General features: G+C 64.3%; 18 protein-coding genes and 1 pseudogene. 14 read left to right on the plus strand and 5 right to left on the minus strand.

Annotated elements, in window-relative coordinates; all coding sequences use genetic code 11:
* Positions 1-112: 112 nt before the first annotated feature.
* The 3 genes and pseudogenes from RBB46_RS02850 to RBB46_RS02860 all read left to right on the plus strand — a co-directional run.
* Positions 113-2,341, plus strand: a pseudogene (locus tag RBB46_RS02850) (TRAP transporter permease); the annotation flags it as partial.
* A gap of 12 nt (positions 2,342-2,353) precedes the next feature.
* Positions 2,354-2,944 carry a DUF3394 domain-containing protein gene (locus RBB46_RS02855; protein WP_306027711.1) on the plus strand — a complete coding sequence of 197 codons (591 nt, stop codon included), beginning with the start codon at positions 2,354-2,356 and terminating at the stop codon, positions 2,942-2,944.
* The gene (locus RBB46_RS02860) at positions 2,941-3,381 is read left to right on the plus strand and encodes a universal stress protein (protein WP_306027358.1); all 441 of its coding nucleotides are present in this window, start codon (positions 2,941-2,943) and stop codon (positions 3,379-3,381) included. The genes RBB46_RS02855 and RBB46_RS02860 overlap by 4 nt, the downstream gene beginning before the upstream one ends.
* A gap of 24 nt (positions 3,382-3,405) precedes the next feature.
* Here the strand turns inward: RBB46_RS02860 and RBB46_RS02865 are convergent, their stop codons facing one another.
* From RBB46_RS02865 to RBB46_RS02875, 3 genes are all read right to left on the minus strand, one after another.
* Positions 3,406-4,497, minus strand: coding sequence for a YeeE/YedE family protein (locus RBB46_RS02865; RefSeq protein ID WP_306027359.1), 1,092 nt, complete (start codon positions 4,495-4,497; stop codon positions 3,406-3,408).
* Positions 4,498-4,594: 97 nt separating this feature from the next.
* The gene (locus tag RBB46_RS02870) at positions 4,595-4,927 is read right to left on the minus strand and encodes a metalloregulator ArsR/SmtB family transcription factor (RefSeq protein ID WP_306027360.1); all 333 of its coding nucleotides are present in this window, start codon (positions 4,925-4,927) and stop codon (positions 4,595-4,597) included.
* Positions 4,928-5,049: 122 nt separating this feature from the next.
* Positions 5,050-5,460 (minus strand): transcriptional regulator, encoded by a 411-nt coding sequence (locus tag RBB46_RS02875; RefSeq protein ID WP_306027362.1) that lies wholly within the window; start codon positions 5,458-5,460, stop codon positions 5,050-5,052.
* Positions 5,461-5,672: 212 nt separating this feature from the next.
* Here RBB46_RS02875 and RBB46_RS02880 point away from each other — a divergent pair, with 212 nt between their 5' ends.
* The 10 genes from RBB46_RS02880 to RBB46_RS02925 all read left to right on the plus strand — a co-directional run bounded on the left by RBB46_RS02880 (position 5,673) and on the right by RBB46_RS02925 (position 14,939).
* Positions 5,673-6,410: a cytochrome c biogenesis CcdA family protein gene (locus RBB46_RS02880; protein WP_306027363.1), complete on the plus strand. Its 738-nt coding sequence runs from the start codon at positions 5,673-5,675 to the stop codon at positions 6,408-6,410.
* 180 nt (positions 6,411-6,590) lie between these two features.
* A complete protein-coding gene (soxX, locus tag RBB46_RS02885; RefSeq protein WP_306027364.1) occupies positions 6,591-7,046 on the plus strand; it encodes a sulfur oxidation c-type cytochrome SoxX in 456 nt (151 codons plus the stop codon).
* A gap of 87 nt (positions 7,047-7,133) precedes the next feature.
* The gene (gene soxY, locus RBB46_RS02890) at positions 7,134-7,586 is read left to right on the plus strand and encodes a thiosulfate oxidation carrier protein SoxY (RefSeq protein ID WP_306027365.1); all 453 of its coding nucleotides are present in this window, start codon (positions 7,134-7,136) and stop codon (positions 7,584-7,586) included.
* A gap of 52 nt (positions 7,587-7,638) precedes the next feature.
* Positions 7,639-7,965 carry a thiosulfate oxidation carrier complex protein SoxZ gene (soxZ, locus tag RBB46_RS02895; RefSeq protein ID WP_306027366.1) on the plus strand — a complete coding sequence of 109 codons (327 nt, stop codon included), beginning with the start codon at positions 7,639-7,641 and terminating at the stop codon, positions 7,963-7,965.
* Between the two features lie 93 nt (positions 7,966-8,058).
* Positions 8,059-8,913, plus strand: coding sequence for a sulfur oxidation c-type cytochrome SoxA (soxA, locus tag RBB46_RS02900; protein ID WP_306027367.1), 855 nt, complete (start codon positions 8,059-8,061; stop codon positions 8,911-8,913).
* 172 nt (positions 8,914-9,085) lie between these two features.
* Positions 9,086-10,780, plus strand: a complete 1,695-nt coding sequence (gene soxB / locus RBB46_RS02905) for a thiosulfohydrolase SoxB (protein WP_306027368.1) — start codon at positions 9,086-9,088, stop codon at positions 10,778-10,780.
* An 87-nt stretch (positions 10,781-10,867) separates the two neighbouring features.
* Entirely contained in the window at positions 10,868-12,157 is a 1,290-nt protein-coding gene (gene soxC, locus RBB46_RS02910; RefSeq protein ID WP_306027369.1) for a sulfite dehydrogenase, read from the plus strand.
* Positions 12,141-12,806, plus strand: coding sequence for a c-type cytochrome (locus RBB46_RS02915; protein ID WP_306027370.1), 666 nt, complete (start codon positions 12,141-12,143; stop codon positions 12,804-12,806). The genes soxC and RBB46_RS02915 overlap by 17 nt, the downstream gene beginning before the upstream one ends.
* A 57-nt stretch (positions 12,807-12,863) precedes the next feature.
* Complete coding sequence (locus tag RBB46_RS02920; protein WP_306027371.1) at positions 12,864-13,601, plus strand: c-type cytochrome; 738 nt, start codon at positions 12,864-12,866, stop codon at positions 13,599-13,601.
* A 54-nt stretch (positions 13,602-13,655) separates the two neighbouring features.
* The gene (locus RBB46_RS02925; protein ID WP_306027372.1) at positions 13,656-14,939 is read left to right on the plus strand and encodes an NAD(P)/FAD-dependent oxidoreductase; all 1,284 of its coding nucleotides are present in this window, start codon (positions 13,656-13,658) and stop codon (positions 14,937-14,939) included.
* Between the two features lie 77 nt (positions 14,940-15,016).
* Here RBB46_RS02925 and RBB46_RS02930 read toward each other — a convergent pair whose 3' ends face one another.
* Positions 15,017-15,988: a DMT family transporter gene (locus tag RBB46_RS02930; RefSeq protein WP_306027374.1), complete on the minus strand. Its 972-nt coding sequence runs from the start codon at positions 15,986-15,988 to the stop codon at positions 15,017-15,019.
* 63 nt (positions 15,989-16,051) lie between these two features.
* Positions 16,052-17,155: an SPOR domain-containing protein gene (locus RBB46_RS02935; RefSeq protein WP_306027375.1), complete on the minus strand. Its 1,104-nt coding sequence runs from the start codon at positions 17,153-17,155 to the stop codon at positions 16,052-16,054.
* 244 nt (positions 17,156-17,399) lie between these two features.
* Here RBB46_RS02935 and glmS point away from each other — a divergent pair, with 244 nt between their 5' ends.
* Positions 17,400-19,226 (plus strand): glutamine--fructose-6-phosphate transaminase (isomerizing), encoded by a 1,827-nt coding sequence (glmS, locus tag RBB46_RS02940; protein ID WP_306027376.1) that lies wholly within the window; start codon positions 17,400-17,402, stop codon positions 19,224-19,226.
* The last annotated feature ends 85 nt before the right edge of the window (positions 19,227-19,311 follow it).

The raw sequence follows: 19,311 nt of genomic DNA on the forward strand, positions 1-19,311 counted from the left end.
CCGCGCCGGCCGTTTCTTTCCTGCCGGTTCAGGCGGTCGCGCAGGCCGCCTCCCGCCGGCGGGACGACACATGTTCACATCGTTTCAGGGCGCGTGACGCGCGGGGGGATCCATGAGCGAGGACAAGAACACAGGGCAGCTGAGCGCCGCCGAACTTGAGGATCTTGTTGCCTCCACCGATACCGGCGGACGTAACCCGACCAGCCGCCAGGTGGCGCTCCTCATCGCCGGCGTCGCGCTCGCCTGGTCGCTCTTCCAGGTCTGGATCGCATCGCCGCTTCCCTACATGTTCGGCGTCGGGGTGTTTTCCAGCCGCGAGGCCCGGCCGATCCACCTCGCTTTCGCGATGTTCCTGGCCTATCTGGTGTTTCCGGCCTTCCGCACCTCGCCGCGCCGGTCCGTGCCGCTTGCCGACTGGGCGCTGGCCATCGGCGCGACCGCCTGTGCTCTCTATCTCTTCGTCTTCGACACCGCTCTGATCAAGAGCCTGCTCGGCTCGCGTCTTGCCGAACGGCCGAACGCACCCAACACGACCGATGTCGTGGTCTCCGTCTTCGGCATCCTGTTCCTGCTCGAGGCCACGCGCCGCTCGCTCGGACCGCCGCTGATGATCGTGGCGATGGTGTTCCTGGGCTACACGTTCCTGGGGCCCTACGCGCCCGGGCTGCTTGCCTGGAAGGGCGCCAGCTTCAACGCCGTCGCCTTCCACCAGTGGCTGTCGACGGAGGGCGTGTTCGGCATCGCACTCGGCGTTTCCACCGATCTGGTCTTCCTGTTCGTGCTGTTCGGCGCGCTTCTCGACAAGGCCGGGGCCGGCAACTACTTCATCAAGGTGGCGTTTTCGCTGATGGGCCATTTCAGTGGCGGCCCGGCCAAGGCCGCTGTCGTCGCCTCGGGCATGACCGGCCTGATTTCCGGTTCCTCGATCGCCAATGTGGTGACCACCGGCACCTTCACGATCCCGATGATGCGCCGGGTCGGCTTCTCGCGCGAGAAGGCGGGCGCGGTCGAGGTGGCCTCGTCGGTCAACGGCCAGATCATGCCGCCGGTGATGGGCGCTGCCGCCTTCCTGATGGTGGAATATATCGGCATTTCGTATTTCGAGGTGGTCAAGCACGCGTTCCTGCCGGCGATCATCTCCTATATCGCGCTCGTCTATATCGTTCATCTGGAAGCCATGCGGCAGGGCATGGAAGGCCTGCCGCGCGCCAACGAGCCAAAGCCGCTGAAATGGGCGATGATCTCCTTCGGAGTGACCGTCTCCGTGCTGCTGGCCATCGCCGGCGGGGTCTACTACCTGTTCACCGCCTTCCAGGCGCTCGGATCGACCCCGAACCGGCTGCTGGCCGTGGTCATCATCCTGGGGCTTGTCTTCAGCGTGATGGCGTTGCTGCGCTCGCGCACGGACGAGGACACACGCGCCAAGGTCGTCTCGACCGGCGCGCTGGTGCTGGGCATTGCCACCATCTCCGCCTTCGGCCTGTTCTATTTCATGGGCGTGCTGCGGGCGACCGCCGGCGGGGCGACTTCCTGGGTGGTCGCGGCGCTGCTGCTTGCCGCCTATGTGGGACTGGTTCGCTATTGCTCGGCGTTTCCGGAACTCGAGCTGGACGACCCGAACGAACCGGTGATCCGGCTCCCCGATCCGGGGCCGACGGTGAAGTCAGGCCTGCATTTCCTGCTGCCGGTGCTGGTGCTGATCTGGTGCCTGATGGTTGAACGCCTGTCGCCGTCGCTGTCGGCCTTCTGGGCGACGGCGCTGATGATCTTCATCCTGGTCACCCAGCGGCCGCTGTTCGCCATGTTCCGCGGCCAGGAGCTTGCCGGCACGGCGAAGCTCGGCTGGAGCGAGCTGATCGACGGGCTGATCGCGGGCGCGCGCAACATGATCGGCATCGGCATCGCCACGGCCGCCGCCGGCATTATCGTCGGCGCCGTGTCGCAAACAGGCGTCGGTTCGGTGCTCGCGGCACTGGTCGAGTTCCTCAGCCAGGGACAGATCCTGCTGATCCTGATCTTCACCGCAATCCTCAGCCTGATCCTGGGCATGGGCCTGCCGACGACGGCCAACTAAATCGTCGTCTCCTCGCTGCTGGCGCCGGTGATCGTCGCGCTCGGCCAGCAGAACGGCCTCATCGTGCCGCTGGTCGCGGTGCATCTCTTCGTCTTCTATTTCGGCATCATGGCGGACGTGACCCCGCCTGTGGGGCTTGCGTCATTTGCCGCAGCGGCGGTTTCCGGCGGCGATCCGATACGAACGGGCTTCGTCGCGTTCTTCTATTCGATGCGCACCGCGTTGCTGCCGTTCCTGTTCATCTTCAACACCGACCTGCTGCTGATCGACGTCACGCCGGTGGAAGGGGCGATCGTCTTCGTCGTCGCGACGCTGGCGATCCTGATATTCACCGCCGGCGCGCAAGGGTTCTTCATCGTGCGTTCGCGCCTGTGGGAATCGGCCGTCCTTATTCTGGTCGCCTTCACCCTGTTCCGGCCGGGCTTCTGGATGGACATGGTGGCGGCGCCCTATACCAGTGTCGATCCGGTGACGATCGAGGAGACACTTGGAGCCGCAACGCCGGGCACCGAGCTGCGTGCGACGGTGGCGGCGATCGACGATGTCGGCGATCCGATCACACTGACGATGATGATCCCGGTCGGCGACGAGCCAACGGGAGCGGAACGGCTGGAGGCGTTCGGACTGCTGGTCTTCGAGCAGGACGGCAAGCTCGTTTCGGACGGTGCGTCGTTCGATTCCAAGGCGCAGGACGCAGGCTTCGATTTCGACCAGACGTTCCTGAGCCTCGAGGTTCCCGCCTCCCAGCCGCCGCGTGAGCTCTTCTACATCCCGGCGCTCCTGCTGCTCGGCGTGATTTATGTCATACAGCGCCGCCGGCGAACCCTGCTTGGCGAGGAGCGGGCGCGCGAAAGGGAGGCTGCGGCATGAGCAATATCTTCAAGCATGTTCTTGCCTGTGTGGACCTTGGCGACGAGGCCTCGTCGGCACAGGTGATCGCGGCCGCGATGGAAACGGTCGGCGGCAACGACACACTGCATGTGTTCACCGCTGTGCCGGATTTCGGGCGTAGCATCGTCGGATCGTTCTTTCCCGACGACTACGAGAAGTCGGCGATACAGAAGGCGCGCGATGCGCTGCACACCTTCATCGACGCGCATGTGCCGAAGGGGACCCGCGTGCAGGCGGTGATCGGCCACGGCAACATTTACGAGGAAATCCTCGTTTCCGCCGACAAGGTCAAGGCCGACCTGATCGTCATAGGCTCGCACAGGCCCGAGCTGAAGGACTACCTGCTCGGACCCAATGCGGCGCGCGTCGTGCGTCACGCGAAGATCTCGGTGCTCGTGGTGCGCGGAGCCGCCTGACGCGGTTTTCGTCTTGCGGTGCGCTCAGCCGTCGCGGGGCAGGCGGTAGCGCTCGAACAGACCGGCAAGGCTTCCCTCGACCAGCCAGGCGATGCCGAGACGGGCGCCGATGGCGATCGACAGCATGACGACAGGCGCGGAAATGGCGAGCGCGGATGCGGCCGTGATTCCCTGGCCGATGGTGCAGCCGAACGCCATGATGCCGCCTGTTCCCATGAGGAAGGCGCCGCTCATGTGGCGTCGCAACTCGCGGACGTCGTCGCAGGCCTCCCAGCGGAATTCGCGCTTGAACAGGGCGCCGGCGAAAGCGCCGCAGACGACGCCGAGAACCGAACCGATGCCGAAGGTCAGGCTCGCACCGCTGAAGGTCATCAGATAGACCAGCGCGTCTCCCAGGGGACGAACGAAGGTGAAGGATTCCAGTCGTTGCGGCTGGAACGGATTGCTGCCGGCCAGAGCCGTCGCAACCCAGCCGCCGGCAATCACAAGACCGACGGCAAGACCGCTGACGACGAGACGGCGCTCGCGCCGGAAGGCGGGGTCGCGGACCGCCCACGCAAGCAGGGCGCCGGCGACCGAAAGGCCGACCGCAGGTCCCGTGTCCAACCCCAGAAGCCGGTTGACGACCCCGTCGAGAGCCATGCCGCCGGTTGCCTCGAACGACACCGTGAAGGGGTCGACCAGCCACTGGCGGGCAACGCCGGTGAGGCCGCGCATCGCCATGTAGGCCGAGACGGCCATCACCAGGAAGGTCACCACGGACTTGAGGTCTCCGCCGCCGATCCGCGCGAGCGTGCCGAATCCGCAGGTGCCGACCAGCGCCATGCCGACGCCGAACATCAGACCGCCGACAATCGCTCCAAGCCAGGGGAAGGAGGTGGGCAGATAGATGGAATGACGGAGATCGAAGACGCCGGCCGCGGCCAGAACCTGCGTCACGGCGATCGCCACCGCGATGGCAAGGCCCCAGCTTCTCAGTCGTCGCCTGTCATCGCCCAGGAAAGCGTCCTCGAAGGCGCCCATCGTGCAGAAGCGGCCGACGCGCGCGGCGAGGCCGAGCACGAGGCCGCCGCCAAAGCCGCTAAGGGCCACGATCTGCGTGGTCGTCAGTTCCATCGGCCGCGCCTCCCTCACGCAAGCACGATCACCGACCGGGACGTCTCCTGGCGACGGCTGGCCTCTCGCGGGCCGTTGCTGCCGCCGCCGTGTCCGGTCAGTCCCTGCAAAATACGGTGTAGACCGCCTCGATGATCTGCCGGGCATCCTCGTTGGCGAGCCGGTAGTAGACGATCTTGCCGTCGCGCCGTGTCGTCACGAGCTTGTCCATGCGCAACCGCGCAAGCTGCTGGGACACGGTCGGCTGACGAAGCGACAGGAGCGATTCCAGTTCGGTCACGGATTTCTCGCCCTCGGCCAGGATGCAGAGGATCAGCAGGCGGCTCTCATGGGCGATCGCCTTGAGGAAATCGCTGGCATGCTTTGCCCTGTCGACGATCTTGTCGAGTTCCTCGGAGCATTCGAGGTCCTTGATACGGGGTAGTGACAAGTTCTGGTCCTTTTGCCTGGAAGCTGGCATCTGCGCCGACCCGGACGGTCCCTCGGCGTCAGTCTATCGTGTATCGGAAGGATTGTCCGCGTCCCTGGCGGGCAGCGTGGCGGACACCTCGTTCAGCCCGGCGTTCGCGTCCCGTTCGACGCCTGGTCGCCGCCAAGCGTGCCCTTCAGCTTGCCGACCATCTCGGCGAGCAGGCCCCAGAAGAAATCCTCGCCCGGATAGCCGCGGATCCGGCCGTATTCTCGGCCCTCGTGAACCAGCGCGAAACTGGGCGTGAACCGCTCGCCGCGCATCCAGGCCAGATCGTCCGGCATGGGTTCGTGAATGTCGATGCGGCGCAGCGGCGCGAAGGCGCCTTCCTCGGTCTTCGGGTAGATCGGCGCAATCTGGGCGTCCCACATCTCGCACCACTCGCAACCGCGCTGCTCGAACATGACGAGCTCGGCCGCGGCAAGGCGCTGCGATGTCGCCCCGGCGACACAGAGCGCGGTCACGAGGCTGAGGGCAGTCAAGCGGATGTGCATGTTCCGTGCTCGCTAAAAGGTGAGGCGACGATCGCCCGCCGCCAGCCTATACCAAAACAGATGGATCACATGCAAAAAACAGAATACGTGTATGTGTCACGAGGTCACATTGTCGTGCGCGCCCTGCACGCGCAGTCAAGGGGCATGACCGGCACGATACCGCCAAGCCGGATGCCGAAGACACGCCACCGCGAAGCCAGACAGGATCAGGCATGTTTCAGGACGTAACCCTTATCGGCGCATTCTTTGCCGGACTGCTTTCCTTCGTGTCACCTTGCGTGCTGCCGCTGGTGCCGCCCTATCTGGGGTTCCTTGCAGGCGTCTCCCTCGACCAGTTGACAGGCGAGGGGGAGGAGAAGGCGGACCCGCACAAGGTGTTCTTCGCTTCGCTGGCCTTCGTCCTGGGCTTCACGACGGTTTTCGTGGCGCTCGGCGCGAGCGCGTCCTTCATCGGCCAGTTCGTCACCCAGCATATCCAGATCTTCGGCTATATCGCCGGTGCGGCGATCATCGTCATGGGACTGCATTTTCTGGGCGTGTTCCGAATCGGGCTTCTCTATCGGGAGGCACGGGTTCATGTCGAGCGCAAACCGGCCGGGCTTGTCGGGGCCTATGTCATCGGCCTGGCGTTCGCCTTCGGCTGGACGCCCTGCGTCGGCCCGATCCTGGCGGCGATCCTGTTCGTCGCGGGAAGCGAGGAATCGGTCCTGAAGGGAGCGGTTCTGCTGGGATCCTACGCACTGGGAATCGGGGTGCCGTTCCTGATCGCGGGACTTTTCGCAGGTCCGTTCATGCGCTTCATGAAGCGCTTCCGCCGGCACATGGTCACGGTCGAACGGGTGATGGGCGTGTTCATGATCATCACCGGCGTTGCCTTCATGACCGGCCAGATGGCGCGGCTGTCATTCTGGCTTCTCGAGGCTTTTCCCGGACTTGCGACCATCGGCTGAGCTTCTCGGTGCGCACATGCCCGCCCGTCGGAGCGGCGGCGGGTTTATGTATTCTCATAATTGAATATGTGAATTGATCCCGGCGAGGCTTGCTGCTAGGCTCCTTCTGCGTCGTGATGTCACGGACACACGATACAAAAACAAAGCCGGGATCGCCGGCAGAGGGAAGGAACATCGCCCATGAAGGTCTTTCGCCGGAGCATGGTGGCCGGTTGCGCGCTGCTTCTCGGCATGTCCGCGGCCGTTGCCCAGGACATCGTCGCCTATGAAGTCGTCGACGGGACGATCCCCAAATCCTTGACCGGCACGCCGGGCGACCCGGTCGCAGGGCGTGAAGTGATGGTCGACCGGCGTCTTGGAAACTGCGTTGCCTGTCACACCGCGGGCGTCTTTTCCGACCAGCAGTGGCATGGCGAAGTCGGCCCGCCGCTCGATGGCGTCGCCGACCGCTGGGACGAGGCATCGCTGCGCATGATCATCGTCAACGCCAAGGCGGTTTATGACGGAACGATCATGCCGGCCTTCTACCGCAATGACGGTTTCAACCGCGTCGCGCCGAAATTCGCGGGCAAGACGATCATGTCGGCCCAGCAGGTCGAGGACGTGGTTGCCTATCTGATGACCCTGAAGGACTAGGATCAGCCCTGCCCAGGTGACTGATCCCGGGCCTTGAGACCGGCCCCGGCAAGACCGGAGATCCGGACAAAGCGTGAGGAAAGATCAATGACAATCACACGACGCCAGGCTCTTGCGCTGGGTGCAGGTGCAGCAGTGCTGACAGCTGCCGGGCTGCCGAGCCTTGCATTTGCTGACGACGCCAAGGTGCAGGCCGCCATCGACGCGTTTTCCGGCGGCGCCGCCCCGGAGACGGGAACGGTTTCCCTGACGGCTCCCGAAATTGCGGAAAACGGCAACACCGTGCCGATCGGCGTTTCCGTGGAGAGCCCGATGACAGAGGCGGATCACGTGACTGCGGTCATCCTGCTGGCGGCCGGAAACCCGCAGCCGGGCGTGGCGACTTTCCACTTCTCGCCGATGTCGGGGGCTGCCGAAGCAACGACGCGGATGCGTCTGGCCAAGACGCAGGACGTCATCGCCCTGGCGAAGACCTCGACCGGCAAGGTCTACATGGACCGCAAGTCGGTCAAGGTGACCATCGGCGGCTGCGGCGGCTGATCGCCGCGCCCATCCGACCACTTCAAGCATTCAACGCCAGCAGGAGCGTGCGATGTCCACTTCCAAGCCCCGCGTCAAGGTGCCCAAGACGGCGTCCAAGGACGAGGTTATCCAGATCAAGACCCTGATTTCCCACACGATGGAGTCGGGGCAGCGCAAGGATTCCGACGGCAAGCCGATCCCGCGCAAGATCATCAACAAGTTCAAGTGCGAGTTCAACGGCAAGACCGTTTTCGAGTGCGACATGGAGCCGGCAATCTCGGCGAACCCGTATCTCGAGTTCAGCGCCAAGGTGCCGGAAAGCGGCACGTTCACCTTTACCTGGGTGGATGACGACGGATCGGTCTATTCGACCGATGCGAAGATCGCCGTCGAATAGACACGCCGGCCGGCGGCCGGCACCGTCGGCCGCAATGGCGCGACAAAGAAGAACGAGACGAACCGAACGGTTCGCGCTGGAGGGGAAAGCCATATGAGGACGCATCGGGGAACTATCCTGGCAGCCTGCGCGGTGGGACTGCTGGTGACTTCCGGCCCGGCGATGGCCGATCAGGACGAGATGCCGAGCATCGACGGCGTGAAGATCGTGACGCGCGTTGCCCCGCCCGAGGGACATCCGCTGACGGAGATCATTTCCGGCTTCGAGTTCCGCACCAAGGAAACACAGGATCTGGAACTGGACGATTTCACCAATCCCGGCTTCCTGATGGTGGAGCAGGGCGAGGAGGCGTGGTCGACGGTTGAGGGTTCCGCCGAAAAGTCCTGCGAGAGCTGTCACGGGGATGCGGCCGAGAGCATGAAGGGCGTGCGCGCGGCCATGCCGAAATGGAGCGAGGCCGCCGGCAAGCCGCAGACGCTCGAGCAGCACATCAACAGCTGTCGTACCGAGCGCATGGGCGCGGATGCGTGGAAGTGGGAATCCGACCAGATGCTCGGCATGACGGCCTATGTCGGCCTGCAGTCGCGCGGCATGCCGGTCGGTGTCGACCTCAAGCAAGGCGACATGCAGAGCTGGTGGGAGAAGGGCAAGGAGTTCTACTACACCCGTGTCGGCCAACTCGACATGGCCTGTGCCAACTGTCACGAGAACAACTACGGAAACTACATCCGTGCCGACAAGCTGAGCCAGGGCAACTCCAACGGCTTCCCGACCTATCGCCTGAAGTGGCAGAAAATGGGCTCTCTGCACCGGCGCTTCAAGGGCTGCATGGACAACATCCGTGCCGATGCCTACAAGCGCGGCTCGGACGAGTTCATCGCGCTGGAAACGTATCTCGCCTGGCGCGGGCAGGGGCTCTCGGTGGAAACCCCTTCGGTTCGCAACTGACCTTCGGGCCGACCCGATCAGCATGGCGGGCGGCCGCGTTGCCGCCCGTGTTCGAAAGACAAGACACTGAAAAACTGTTCATGCGGGCGGCCCGATGCCGGGCCGCGACGGCGGAGCCATGCCGGTTTCTTGCCGCCACAGCGAAGCGTAGAAGACAGAAGTGGGAACGACAATGATCTCGCGGCGTGAATTCCTGATGGCGGCGGTTGCCGCGGGCGCCATCACCAGCGGATCCGGTTTCGGGCAATGGGCGCGCCTTGCCGCGCAGCAAGCGCTGCGCGAGGATGACATCCTGTCGTTCAAGCCGCTCGGCAATGTCACTCTGGTCCATCTCACCGACATTCACGCGCAGCTGATGCCGGTCTATTTCCGCGAACCGTCGATCAATCTGGGGGTTGGCGAGGTGAACGGCCTGCCGCCGCATGTGACCGGCGAGGATTTCCTCAAGCTTTACAACCTGACGCCGGGCTCGCCGGAGGCCTATGCGCTGACGTCGGTGGATTTCGACGCCCTGTCGCAGGCCTATGGCCGCATGGGCGGCGTCGACCGGATCGCGACCGTGCTCAAGTCGATCCGCGCCGAGCGCGAGGACAACACGCTGTTCCTCGATGGCGGCGACACCTGGCAGGGCAGCTACACCTCGCTCAAGACCGGTGGCGCCGACATGATCGAGGTGATGAACGCCCTGCGGCCGGATGCAATGACCGGCCACTGGGAATTCACCTACGGCGCGGACAAGGTCAAGGAGATGGTCGAGGCGCTGCCGTTCCCGTTCCTTGGCGGCAATATTCGCGATACCGAGTGGGACGAGGCGGTTTTCGAGGCATACCGGATCTACGAGCGCGGCGGCGTGCGCGTTGGCGTTATCGGCCAGGCGTTCCCCTATACGCCTGTCGCCAACCCGCGCTGGATGATGCCGACATGGTCCTTCGGCATTCGCGAGGAAGAAGTGCAGGCCAATGTCGATGCGGTGCGCGCGGAAGGCGCCGATGTCGTCGTGCTGCTGTCGCATAACGGCTTCGATGTCGATCGCAAGCTGGCCGGCCGCGTTGCCGGCATCGACGTCATCCTGACCGGTCACACCCATGATGCCCTGCCGGAGCCGGTCAAGGTCGGCAAGACACTGATCATCGCTTCGGGTTCGAACGGAAAGTTCCTCTCCCGACTCGATCTCGACGTTCAGGACGGCGAGGTGAAGGACTTCCGCTATCGCCTGATTCCGATCTTCTCCGACGCGATCACGCCGGATGCCGAAATGTCGGCGCTGGTGGAGAAGGTGAGGGCGCCCTATGCGGGCGAACTGGCACGCGAGCTGGCCACCACCGAAACGCTTCTCTATCGGCGCGGCAATTTCAACGGCACGTTCGATGACATGATCTGCGAAGCGCTGATCGAGCAGCGCGATGCGCAGATTTCGCTGTCGCCGGGCTTCCGCTGGGGCACGTCCGTGCCCGCGGGCCGCGCGATCACCGTCGAGGATCTGCACAACGCAACGTCGATGACCTATCCGGCCGCCTACCGTTCGGAAATGAGCGGAGCCCTGATCAAGGAGATCCTGGAGGATGTCGGCGACAACCTCTTCAATGCGGACCCCTATTACCAGCAGGGCGGCGACATGGTCCGCATCGGCGGCATGGCCTATGCGATCGACCCGAACGCGACGATCGGCAATCGCATCTCGGACATGACACTGCTTGCCGATGGCAGCCCGATCGAGGCCGACAAGAGCTATGTGGTCGCCGGTTGGGCAAGCGTCAACGAGGGCACCGAGGGTCCGGCCATCTGGGACGTGGTCGAAGATTACCTGAAGGAGCGCAAGACGGTCAGCCTCGAGCCGAACCGCGCGGTGCGCGTGAACGGGCTCTAAGCCGGCCTCGCCAGGAGGCAAGGCGCGCCTCTTTACTTGCGTTTATATGAATAAACGGATTTGATCCGAGGAAAACGGAGACGAAGGATGACGAGATCGTCGAAGCCCGAAGAGGGCCTTGCCAGTCCGGGACGGCGCTCGCTGCTGAAGGCCGGCCTGGCGGCGGGAAGCCTTGCGGCGACGGCCGGCCTGGTGCGTGCCGGCGAGGCCAACCCGGAAAACCTGCCGCCCAATGTCGCCGACTGGAGCCGGTATCTAGGCGCCGGCGTCGATGCGGCGCCCTATGGGGTGCCGTCCGAGCACGAGGCGCATGTGGTGCGCCGCAGCGTCGAATGGCTGACCGCCTCGCGCGAGAGTTCGGTCAACTTCACCCCGCTGCACGAACTCGATGGCATCATCACGCCGAACGGATTGTGTTTCGAGCGCCATCACGGCGGCGTGGCCGAGATGACGCCGACGGACTACCGGTTGATGATCAACGGGTTGGTCGAGACACCGCTGATCTTCACGCTGGACGACCTGAAGCGCTTCCCGCGGGAAAACCGGCTCTACTTCCTTGAATGTGCGGCAAACTCCGGCATGGAGTGGCGCGGCGCGCAGCTGAACGGCTGCCAGTTCACCCACGGCATGGTCCATTGCGTGATGTATACGGGCGTGCCGCTCAAATACATCCTCGAGGAAGCCGGCCTCAAGACCAATGCGAAATGGATCATGCCGGAAGGCGGCGACGCCTCGGGCATGAACCGCTCGATCCCGCTGGAAAAGGCGCTCGACGACTGCATGGTCGCCTTCAAGATGAACGGCGAGGCGCTGCGCCCCGAGCAGGGCTATCCGGCACGGCTCGTGGTGCCGGGCTGGGAAGGCAACATGTGGGTCAAGTGGCTGCGGCGCATCGAGGTGGGCGACGAGCCGTGGCACGCCCGCGAGGAGACGTCGAAATACACGGACCTGATGGAGAACGGCAAGGCGCGGCGCTTCACCTGGGTGATGGACACCAAGTCCGTGATCACCAATCCGAGCCCGCAGGCGCCCGTCACCCACGGCAAGGGGCCGATGGTGCTGAGCGGTCTGGCCTGGTCGGGCAACGGCCGGATCACGCGGGTCGACGTCACTGTCGATGGCGGCAAGAACTGGCACGAGGCACGCCTCGACGGACCGAGCCTGCCCAAGGCGCTGCACCGCTTCTACTACGAGTTCGACTGGGACGGATCGGAGCTTCTGCTGCAATCGCGCGCCTATGACGAAACCGGCTATGTGCAACCCACCAAGGATGCCTTGCGCGCGGTGCGCGGCACCAATTCCATCTATCACAACAACGGCATCCAGACCTGGTACGTGAAGGCTGACGGGAGCGTTGAAAATGTCGAGATTTCCTAAGCTCCTTGCGTCGACCCTGGCCCTGGTCCTGACCGTCTCCGCCCCGGTTGCCGCCGGCAAGCTGGGCCTTGGAACACCGGCAACGCCCGAAGAGGTGACCGGATGGGACATCGACATCCGCCCGGACGGCGAAGGGCTTCCCGTCGGCAAAGGCACCGTCGCCGAGGGCGAGGTAATCTTCACCGAACAATGCGCGGTTTGCCACGGCGATTTCGGCGAGGGCGCGGGTCGCTGGCCGGTTCTGGCCGGCGGCGGCGAAACGCTCGCCTCGCACAATCCCGTGAAGACAATCGGTTCGTACTGGCCGTATTTGTCAACAGTCTACGACTATATTTACCGGGCCATGCCCTATGGCAACGCGCAAAGTCTTTCCCCGGATGAAACCTATGCTATCGTTGCGTATCTGCTCTATCTCAACGATGTTGTGACCGATGAGGAGTTCGAGCTTTCCAACGAGAACTTCACAACGGTCCGCCTGCCGAACGAGGACGGCTTCATCGACGATGAGCGCCCGGACACCAAGGTCGCCGAAGGCGGGGCGCCTTGCATGAGCGATTGCAAGGCCGAGGTGAAGATCACCAAGCGAGCCCGGATCATTGATGTGACGCCCGAGGATGACGGCGACACCGCGGGAGTGAATGTGGATTGAGATATCCGGCAGGGTCCACCGACCCTGCCGCCCTGCGCCTTGGGAGGGGCGGTCTGAATGGCGCTTCGTGCTGCCAGCCTTGCGGTAGCGGTTCTGGCCGTTGCCATGTTCATGCCGGTGTCTCCGACGCTTGCGGCAAGCGATCCGGAGATCGAGCGCGGGCGGAAGGCTTTCCTCAAATGCCAGGCCTGCCATCAGGTCGGACCGAAGGCCCGCCACCGTGTCGGTCCCTATCTCAACAACATCTTAGGCCGCCGGGCGGGTACGCTCGACGGCTTCACCTATTCCAAGGGCATGAGCGATGCCGGCCAGAACGGTCTTGTCTGGAACGAGGCCGAACTGTCGAGCTTCATTGAGGCGCCGCGCCAGCGTGTTCCCGGCACCAAGATGATGTACCGGGGCCTGCCGGATGAGCGCGACAGACGGGCGCTGGTTGCGTTCATACGCCAGTATTCGCCAGGTTCGGCAAACATGCCCGAGACACCGCCGACAGAACCCGTGCGCACCTCGGCAGGCGATCCGGACGTGCCCGAGCATATCCTGTCCATCGCCGGCGATCCCGCCTATGGCGAGTATCTCTCCAGCGAATGCGTGACCTGTCACCAGGCCAGCGGCGAGGACAAGGGCATTCCCTCGATCACCGGCTGGCCTGTTTGGCAGTTCGCGACGGTGATGCATGCCTACAAGTCGAAGCACCGGGAGAACCCGGTGATGCGTTCGATTGCGGCGAGCCTGGCCGACGAGGAGATTGCCGCGCTTGCGGCCTATTTCACAAATCTCGAACAGCAGCCATAATCTGGAGTAGAAATCTGAAAAATACCCGTTTAACGGGAAGTGGAGGAGACCGGCATGAACAGCATGACACGACGCCGTTTTACCCAGACAGTCGCGGGGGTCGCGGGAGCCGGCCTCCTGGCCGGTCTTGGCCGCGCCGCCTACGGGCAGCAGGCACGCCCCAGGGTCGTTGTGATCGGCGGCGGTGCCGGCGGCGCGACGGCGGCGCGCTATCTTGCCAAGGACAGCCAGGGCGCCATCGACGTAACCCTGATCGAACCGACCAAGACCTATTACACCTGCTTTTTCTCCAACCTTTATCTGGGTGGTTTCCGGACACTGGAATCGACCGGGCATACTTATGGCAAGCTCGCCTCCGACTACGGCATCAACGTCTTGCACGACTGGGCGGTGGCGATCGACCGGGATGCGAAGACGGTGGCGCTCGCCGGCGGTGGCAGCGTTCCCTACGACAAGCTGGTGATCGCGCCCGGTATCGACCTGATATACGACAGCGTTCCCGGCTATTCGCTGGAGGCGTCCGGTGTCATGCCTCATGCGTGGAAGGCGGGAACCCAAACCACGCTCCTGAAGAACAAGATCGCCGCAATGCGCGAGGGCGGTACCTTCGTCATGGTGCCGCCGCCCAATCCCTACCGGTGCCCGCCTGGCCCCTACGAGCGGGTGTCGATGGTGGCGCACATGCTCAAGCAATCGAATCCCACCGCGAAGATCATCGTGCTCGATCCCAAGGAAGCCTTCTCCAAGCAGGCCCTGTTCATGGAAGGCTGGGAAAAGCACTATCCGGGCATGGTCGAGTGGCTGCCGGCCTCCATCCATGGCGGCATCGAGGCGGTCGATGTCGCAAGCGGGGAGATTGTCACGGGTCTAGACACGTTCAAGGCGGATGTCGGGAACATCATTCCGGCACAGAAGGCGGGGCTGATCGCGGAAAATGCGGGACTTGCCAATGACAGCGGGTTCTGCCCGATCGAACCGGCAACGCTGCAAAGCAAGGCCGATGGCAACATTCATGTCATCGGAGATGCCTGCATTGCCGGCGATATGCCGAAGTCGGGCTTTTCCGCAAACAGCCAGGCGAAGGCCGCCGCCATGGCGATCCGCGCCGACCTTACGGGCTCCAGCAAGTTTCCGCCGCGCTTCTCCAATACGTGCTGGAGCCTGATCGCCACGGATGACGGCGTGAAGGTCGGCGCAAGATATGAAGCCGGCGAAGAAAAGATCGCCTCTGTCGACAGCTTCATCAGCAAGACTGGCGAGGACGCAGTGTTGCGCAAGGCAACCTACGAGGAGTCCGTTGGTTGGTATGAAGGCATCACGGCCGATATTTTCGGCTAGGCGCCGCCGCTTCCGCAGTCCCTACACAAGCCGCCGGGCAGGTGAGTGCCCGGCGGTTTCCATTTCACCATGCCTGCCTATTCAGCGGCGGCGGGTGCGGCTTGAGGTCGCTTGAACCTCGCCGTCAGGCCGGTTGCCTGTTGCACAAGCCAGCGTGGAGCGGTTGCCAGGACAAGACCGCCCATGATCAAAAGAAAGCCGGCAAAGTGATAGCCGTGCAACTCCTCTCCAAGAAACACCACGGCCATGACAACGCCGTAGGGCGGCAGCAGGTACATGAAGAGACCTGCTGTTGAGGGGCCGACGACCTTGACGCCGTACTGGAAGCAGGAAAAGGCCAGAACCGACGCCACCAGCGCCACGCCGAAGATGGACAACCAGGCGTCCGCCGACACCGGGAACCTGCCGGTCTCCGCAATCTCGGCGATGGTGAAGGGCAGCAGTGTGATCGCCCCGCCGAGCGCCAGGGCAGCGAAGAGGGTGAGCGTCGGCACTTCGTTCAGCGAGGAGCGTTTCAGCAGGACCGAATAGATCGCCCAACTGAGGGCTGCGATGGCGAAGAGCACGTCTCCGGCATTGAACTGCAGTGACAGCAGCAGCGTCAGCGATCCCTTGACGACGATGGCCAGGACGCCGAGCACGGCAAGGACGATGCCTATCCCTTCGCGCAAGCCGACCGCACGGCCGCGAAACAGCCACTCCAGCAGGATGATGAGGATCGGCGAGGACGTGTAGATCAGGGTGCCGTTGGTCGCGGTGGTGTAATTCAGCGCGAAATAGACACCGGCGCCGCAGAACCACATGCCGAGCAGGCCCATCAAGCCGATCAGGTCCCAGTGGCGCCGGAGGTCGCGGGCATGCCGGCGCAGGCCCGGCAGGGCGAAGGGCAACAGGATCAGGAAAGCAAGAACCCAGCGCAGGAAAGCAAGCGTCCAGGGCTCAACCGTGGCAGCGGCAGCCCGCCCGATGACCATGTTGGAGGAGAAAAAAAGCGGGGTCACGAGCAGCAGGACATAGGCCCTGTGCTGAGCATTGGCGGGATCGAACATGGACAGCCTTGGGTCGCGGTCAAGCAGGTCGGTGAGGGCCGCTCCCCGATCCGGGCGCAGGCGCTACCGGCTGGCGGCGACCGCGCGCGGGTAGGTCACGGGCCTGCAGGTGATAGCCCCGCTTCCCAGATAAACGCAAGCGGCGGCGGCATCGGCCGCGTTCGGATAAGGGCCGGCGAATAGGTGAACGGACCCGTCCGCCTCGTCAATAATACGGGTTTCAAGTGTCTGTGGCAGTTGGTTCTGCGTCGTCTTGAGCTCGTTCCAGGCCGCTTCCGCCTCGGCCGCGGAAGGATAGGTGCCAAGGTCGATGGCAAAGTCCGTGCGCTCGATCCTGTCGGCGCTTTCAAGCGCGATGCGGCCCGCCGCCCCGGTAATGGAGAGCAGTGGTTTTTCTTTGGCGGCAGGCACCGGCGCCGATCCTTGGGGGATCGAGGCGACGCTGGCCGGAGCTTCGATGCCTGGCGCCGCAACGATGCGCACCGGGTTTCGCAGGGCTTCGGGAAGTGATTCCTCGACCATCCTGCGTCGGTCGGCGGTGCGTGTATCGACGGTGGAAGACGGATTTGCCCGAGGGGCCGTCCGGGATTGCTGATGACGGGCAGGGGGCGCCGGCAAGGTCTCGACCGGTCTCGGCTCTCCGGCGCGCGCGTCGACGGCCGCGTCGATATCGTCGCTGACATCGGGTGCGGCGGCCTGTTCCGTCGTTGCGTCCCCGGCAGGGGCGATGCCGGGATGCGCGTCCGCACCGTCCTCGCGCGGGCCCGCGCTCAGCATGGCATTGCGCTCCTGCATGACGGACATGGCACGGCGCAGTTCCGCGACCTGGCGGCGCAAGGTTTCCATTTCCGCCTTGAGCGCACGGCGTGCCTGCTCGCCCTCGACGCCGCCACTGGAGGGGTAGATCTCGATCCCTTCCGGGCCACGCGGAGTGATGGAGGCCGTCGTTCGGACATCTCCCTGCTGGGGAAGGGCCCGGCCCACGATCCGCGTACCGGGCTGCAAGGGAGTGGGGGACAGGAACATCGAGGAAATTCCGACAAGCGCAAACAGCATGGCGCCACCGCCCCAAAGGGCGATCCAGCGCGCATCCGCCCGGCCTTGCGAGGGGGCGTTCCTGTTGCCTGTCTTCAGCGGTTTCACGCTGCCAACCCCAATCTGATCCATCCTGTTTCTAGGAAACGTCAAACAGGGTTAACAAGCCTTAAAGTTCAGGGCGAAAGCGAGGGGCACAAGGCGGATTTTACCGGAATTGCGGCTCTTTCTGGTTTGTTTGCAATTCCGTGTCACGAAGTGAAACAGGTTTTGATTGTGCGGGCGGGGCCTGTGTTCGCTATGGGTGTGCCGGGGAACGCCCGGCGAGACGCGGGGGCTCTGGTGTCACGGCACCGGATGGTGGAGACAGTCATACATGTGCGGAATTGTTGGTATTCTTGGAAAGGAGCCTGTTGCCGGGCTTCTGGTCGACGCTCTCAAGCGGCTTGAGTATCGCGGATACGATTCGGCCGGCGTCGCGACCCTCGACGGGGGCAAGCTGTTGCGCAGCCGCGCGGCCGGAAAGTTGCGCAATCTCCAGGAAAAGCTGGAACGCGCGCCCGTCGCCGGTCTTGCCGGCATCGGCCACACCCGCTGGGCGACGCATGGCGCGGCAACGGAGGCGAACGCGCATCCGCACACGGCACCCGGCGTCTCGGTCGTGCACAACGGTATCATCGAGAACTACCTGGAACTGCGGGAGGACCTGGTTTCCTCCGGCTCGCGGCTGGCAAGCGACACGGATACCGAGGTGGTGGCGCATCTGGTGTCCCGCGAAATCGCCGGCGGAGCCTCGCCGAGGGACGCCGTGGCCCGAACCCTGCCCCGGCTGAAGGGCGCTTTTGCGCTGGCCTTCCTGTTCGAGGATCATCCCGACCTGCTGATCGGCGCCCGCCGCGGTTCGCCGCTGGCTGTCGGCTATGGCGAGGGCGAGATGTATCTGGGGTCGGACGCCATCGCGCTGTCGCCGTTTACCGACCAGATCGCCTATCTGGAGGAGGGAGACTGGGTCGTCCTCACCCGTGAGAGCTGCGAGATCCTCGACGCGCGCAACGAACCGGTCGAGCGCGCCGTCATTTCGTCCCAGGCCGTGTCGCTGACCATCGACAAGGGCAATTACCGGCACTTCATGGCCAAGGAGATCCACGAGCAGCCGGAGGTCATCGGTCATACGCTGTCGCGCTATCTCGACCTTTCCGGCATGAAGCCGGCGTTTTCCAACGGGATGTCCGTCGATTTCGCGGGACTGGACCGGTTGATCATCTCCGCTTGCGGCACCGCCTATTATGCCGGTCTGGTCGCGAAATACTGGTTCGAGAAGATCGCCCGCCTGCCGGTCGACATCGATGTGGCCTCGGAGTTCCGCTACCGCGAGACGCCCATTCGCCCCAATGACATGGCGCTGTTCATCTCGCAATCGGGCGAAACCGCCGACACGCTGGCCGGCCTGCGCTACTGCAAGTCGCAGGGAATCAAGGTGGCGGCCGTGGTCAACGTGCCTGAATCGACCATCGCCCGTGAGGCCGACATGGTGTTTCCGACCATTGCCGGCCGGGAGATCGGCGTTGCCTCGACTAAGGCCTTCACCTGCCAGCTTGCCGTGCTGGCATCGCTTGCGGTCCACGCCGGCCGCCAGCGCGGGCACCTGAGCGAGGCGGAGGCTGCGGCGATGGTGCGTGCGCTCGCCGAGGCGCCGGGCACGGTCAATCGGGCCCTGTCGCTGGAAGCGGAGATAGAGGCACTGGCCCAACCGCTGGCGAGGGCCCGCGACGTTCTCTACCTGGGGCGCGGCACGAGCTTTCCGCTCGCCATGGAAGGTGCTCTCAAGCTCAAGGAGATCTCCTACATCCACGCGGAGGGCTATCCGGCGGGCGAACTCAAGCACGGCCCCATCGCCCTGATCGACGAGGACGTGCCGGTTGTTGTCATCGCGCCGTTCGACGCCGTGTTCGAGAAGACCGTCTCGAACATGGAGGAGGTTGCCGCACGCGGGGGCAAGGTGATCCTGATTACCGATGAAAAGGGCGCGGCCGCCTGCGGGGCCCCGACCTGGAAGACCATCGTCGTTCCCGACGTGCCCGAATTCGTCGCCCCGATCGTTTTCGCACTGCCGGTCCAGCTTCTGGCCTACCACACGGCGGTGTTCATGGGGACGGATGTCGACCAGCCGCGCAACCTGGCGAAGTCTGTCACCGTCGAATAGGCCGGCCGTCAGGCCGCAACCGTCACCACACATGCAGGACGGCCGCCCGGAGGGTCCGGGCGGCCGTTTTGTTTCACCGGGTCGC

The sequence above is a fragment of the Stappia sp. MMSF_3263 genome (genome assembly GCF_030733745.1).
In the GTDB taxonomy this organism is placed as follows: Bacteria; Pseudomonadota; Alphaproteobacteria; order Rhizobiales; family Stappiaceae; genus Stappia.

Excerpts from the sequence above, each read along its gene's own strand:
- RBB46_RS02860 (WP_306027358.1), top strand. The coding sequence starts at position 2,941 with ATGAGCAATATCTTCAAGCATGTTCTTGCCTGTGTGGACCTTGGCGAC.
- RBB46_RS02865 (WP_306027359.1), bottom strand. The coding sequence starts at position 4,497 with ATGGAACTGACGACCACGCAGATCGTGGCCCTTAGCGGCTTTGGCGGC.
- RBB46_RS02875 (WP_306027362.1), bottom strand. The coding sequence starts at position 5,460 with ATGCACATCCGCTTGACTGCCCTCAGCCTCGTGACCGCGCTCTGTGTC.
- RBB46_RS02880 (WP_306027363.1), top strand. The coding sequence starts at position 5,673 with ATGTTTCAGGACGTAACCCTTATCGGCGCATTCTTTGCCGGACTGCTT.
- soxX (WP_306027364.1), top strand. The coding sequence starts at position 6,591 with ATGAAGGTCTTTCGCCGGAGCATGGTGGCCGGTTGCGCGCTGCTTCTC.
- soxY (WP_306027365.1), top strand. The coding sequence starts at position 7,134 with ATGACAATCACACGACGCCAGGCTCTTGCGCTGGGTGCAGGTGCAGCA.
- soxZ (WP_306027366.1), top strand. The coding sequence starts at position 7,639 with ATGTCCACTTCCAAGCCCCGCGTCAAGGTGCCCAAGACGGCGTCCAAG.
- soxA (WP_306027367.1), top strand. The coding sequence starts at position 8,059 with ATGAGGACGCATCGGGGAACTATCCTGGCAGCCTGCGCGGTGGGACTG.
- soxB (WP_306027368.1), top strand. The coding sequence starts at position 9,086 with ATGATCTCGCGGCGTGAATTCCTGATGGCGGCGGTTGCCGCGGGCGCC.
- soxC (WP_306027369.1), top strand. The coding sequence starts at position 10,868 with ATGACGAGATCGTCGAAGCCCGAAGAGGGCCTTGCCAGTCCGGGACGG.
- RBB46_RS02915 (WP_306027370.1), top strand. The coding sequence starts at position 12,141 with ATGTCGAGATTTCCTAAGCTCCTTGCGTCGACCCTGGCCCTGGTCCTG.
- RBB46_RS02920 (WP_306027371.1), top strand. The coding sequence starts at position 12,864 with ATGGCGCTTCGTGCTGCCAGCCTTGCGGTAGCGGTTCTGGCCGTTGCC.
- RBB46_RS02925 (WP_306027372.1), top strand. The coding sequence starts at position 13,656 with ATGAACAGCATGACACGACGCCGTTTTACCCAGACAGTCGCGGGGGTC.
- RBB46_RS02930 (WP_306027374.1), bottom strand. The coding sequence starts at position 15,988 with ATGTTCGATCCCGCCAATGCTCAGCACAGGGCCTATGTCCTGCTGCTC.
- RBB46_RS02935 (WP_306027375.1), bottom strand. The coding sequence starts at position 17,155 with ATGGATCAGATTGGGGTTGGCAGCGTGAAACCGCTGAAGACAGGCAAC.
- glmS (WP_306027376.1), top strand. The coding sequence starts at position 17,400 with ATGTGCGGAATTGTTGGTATTCTTGGAAAGGAGCCTGTTGCCGGGCTT.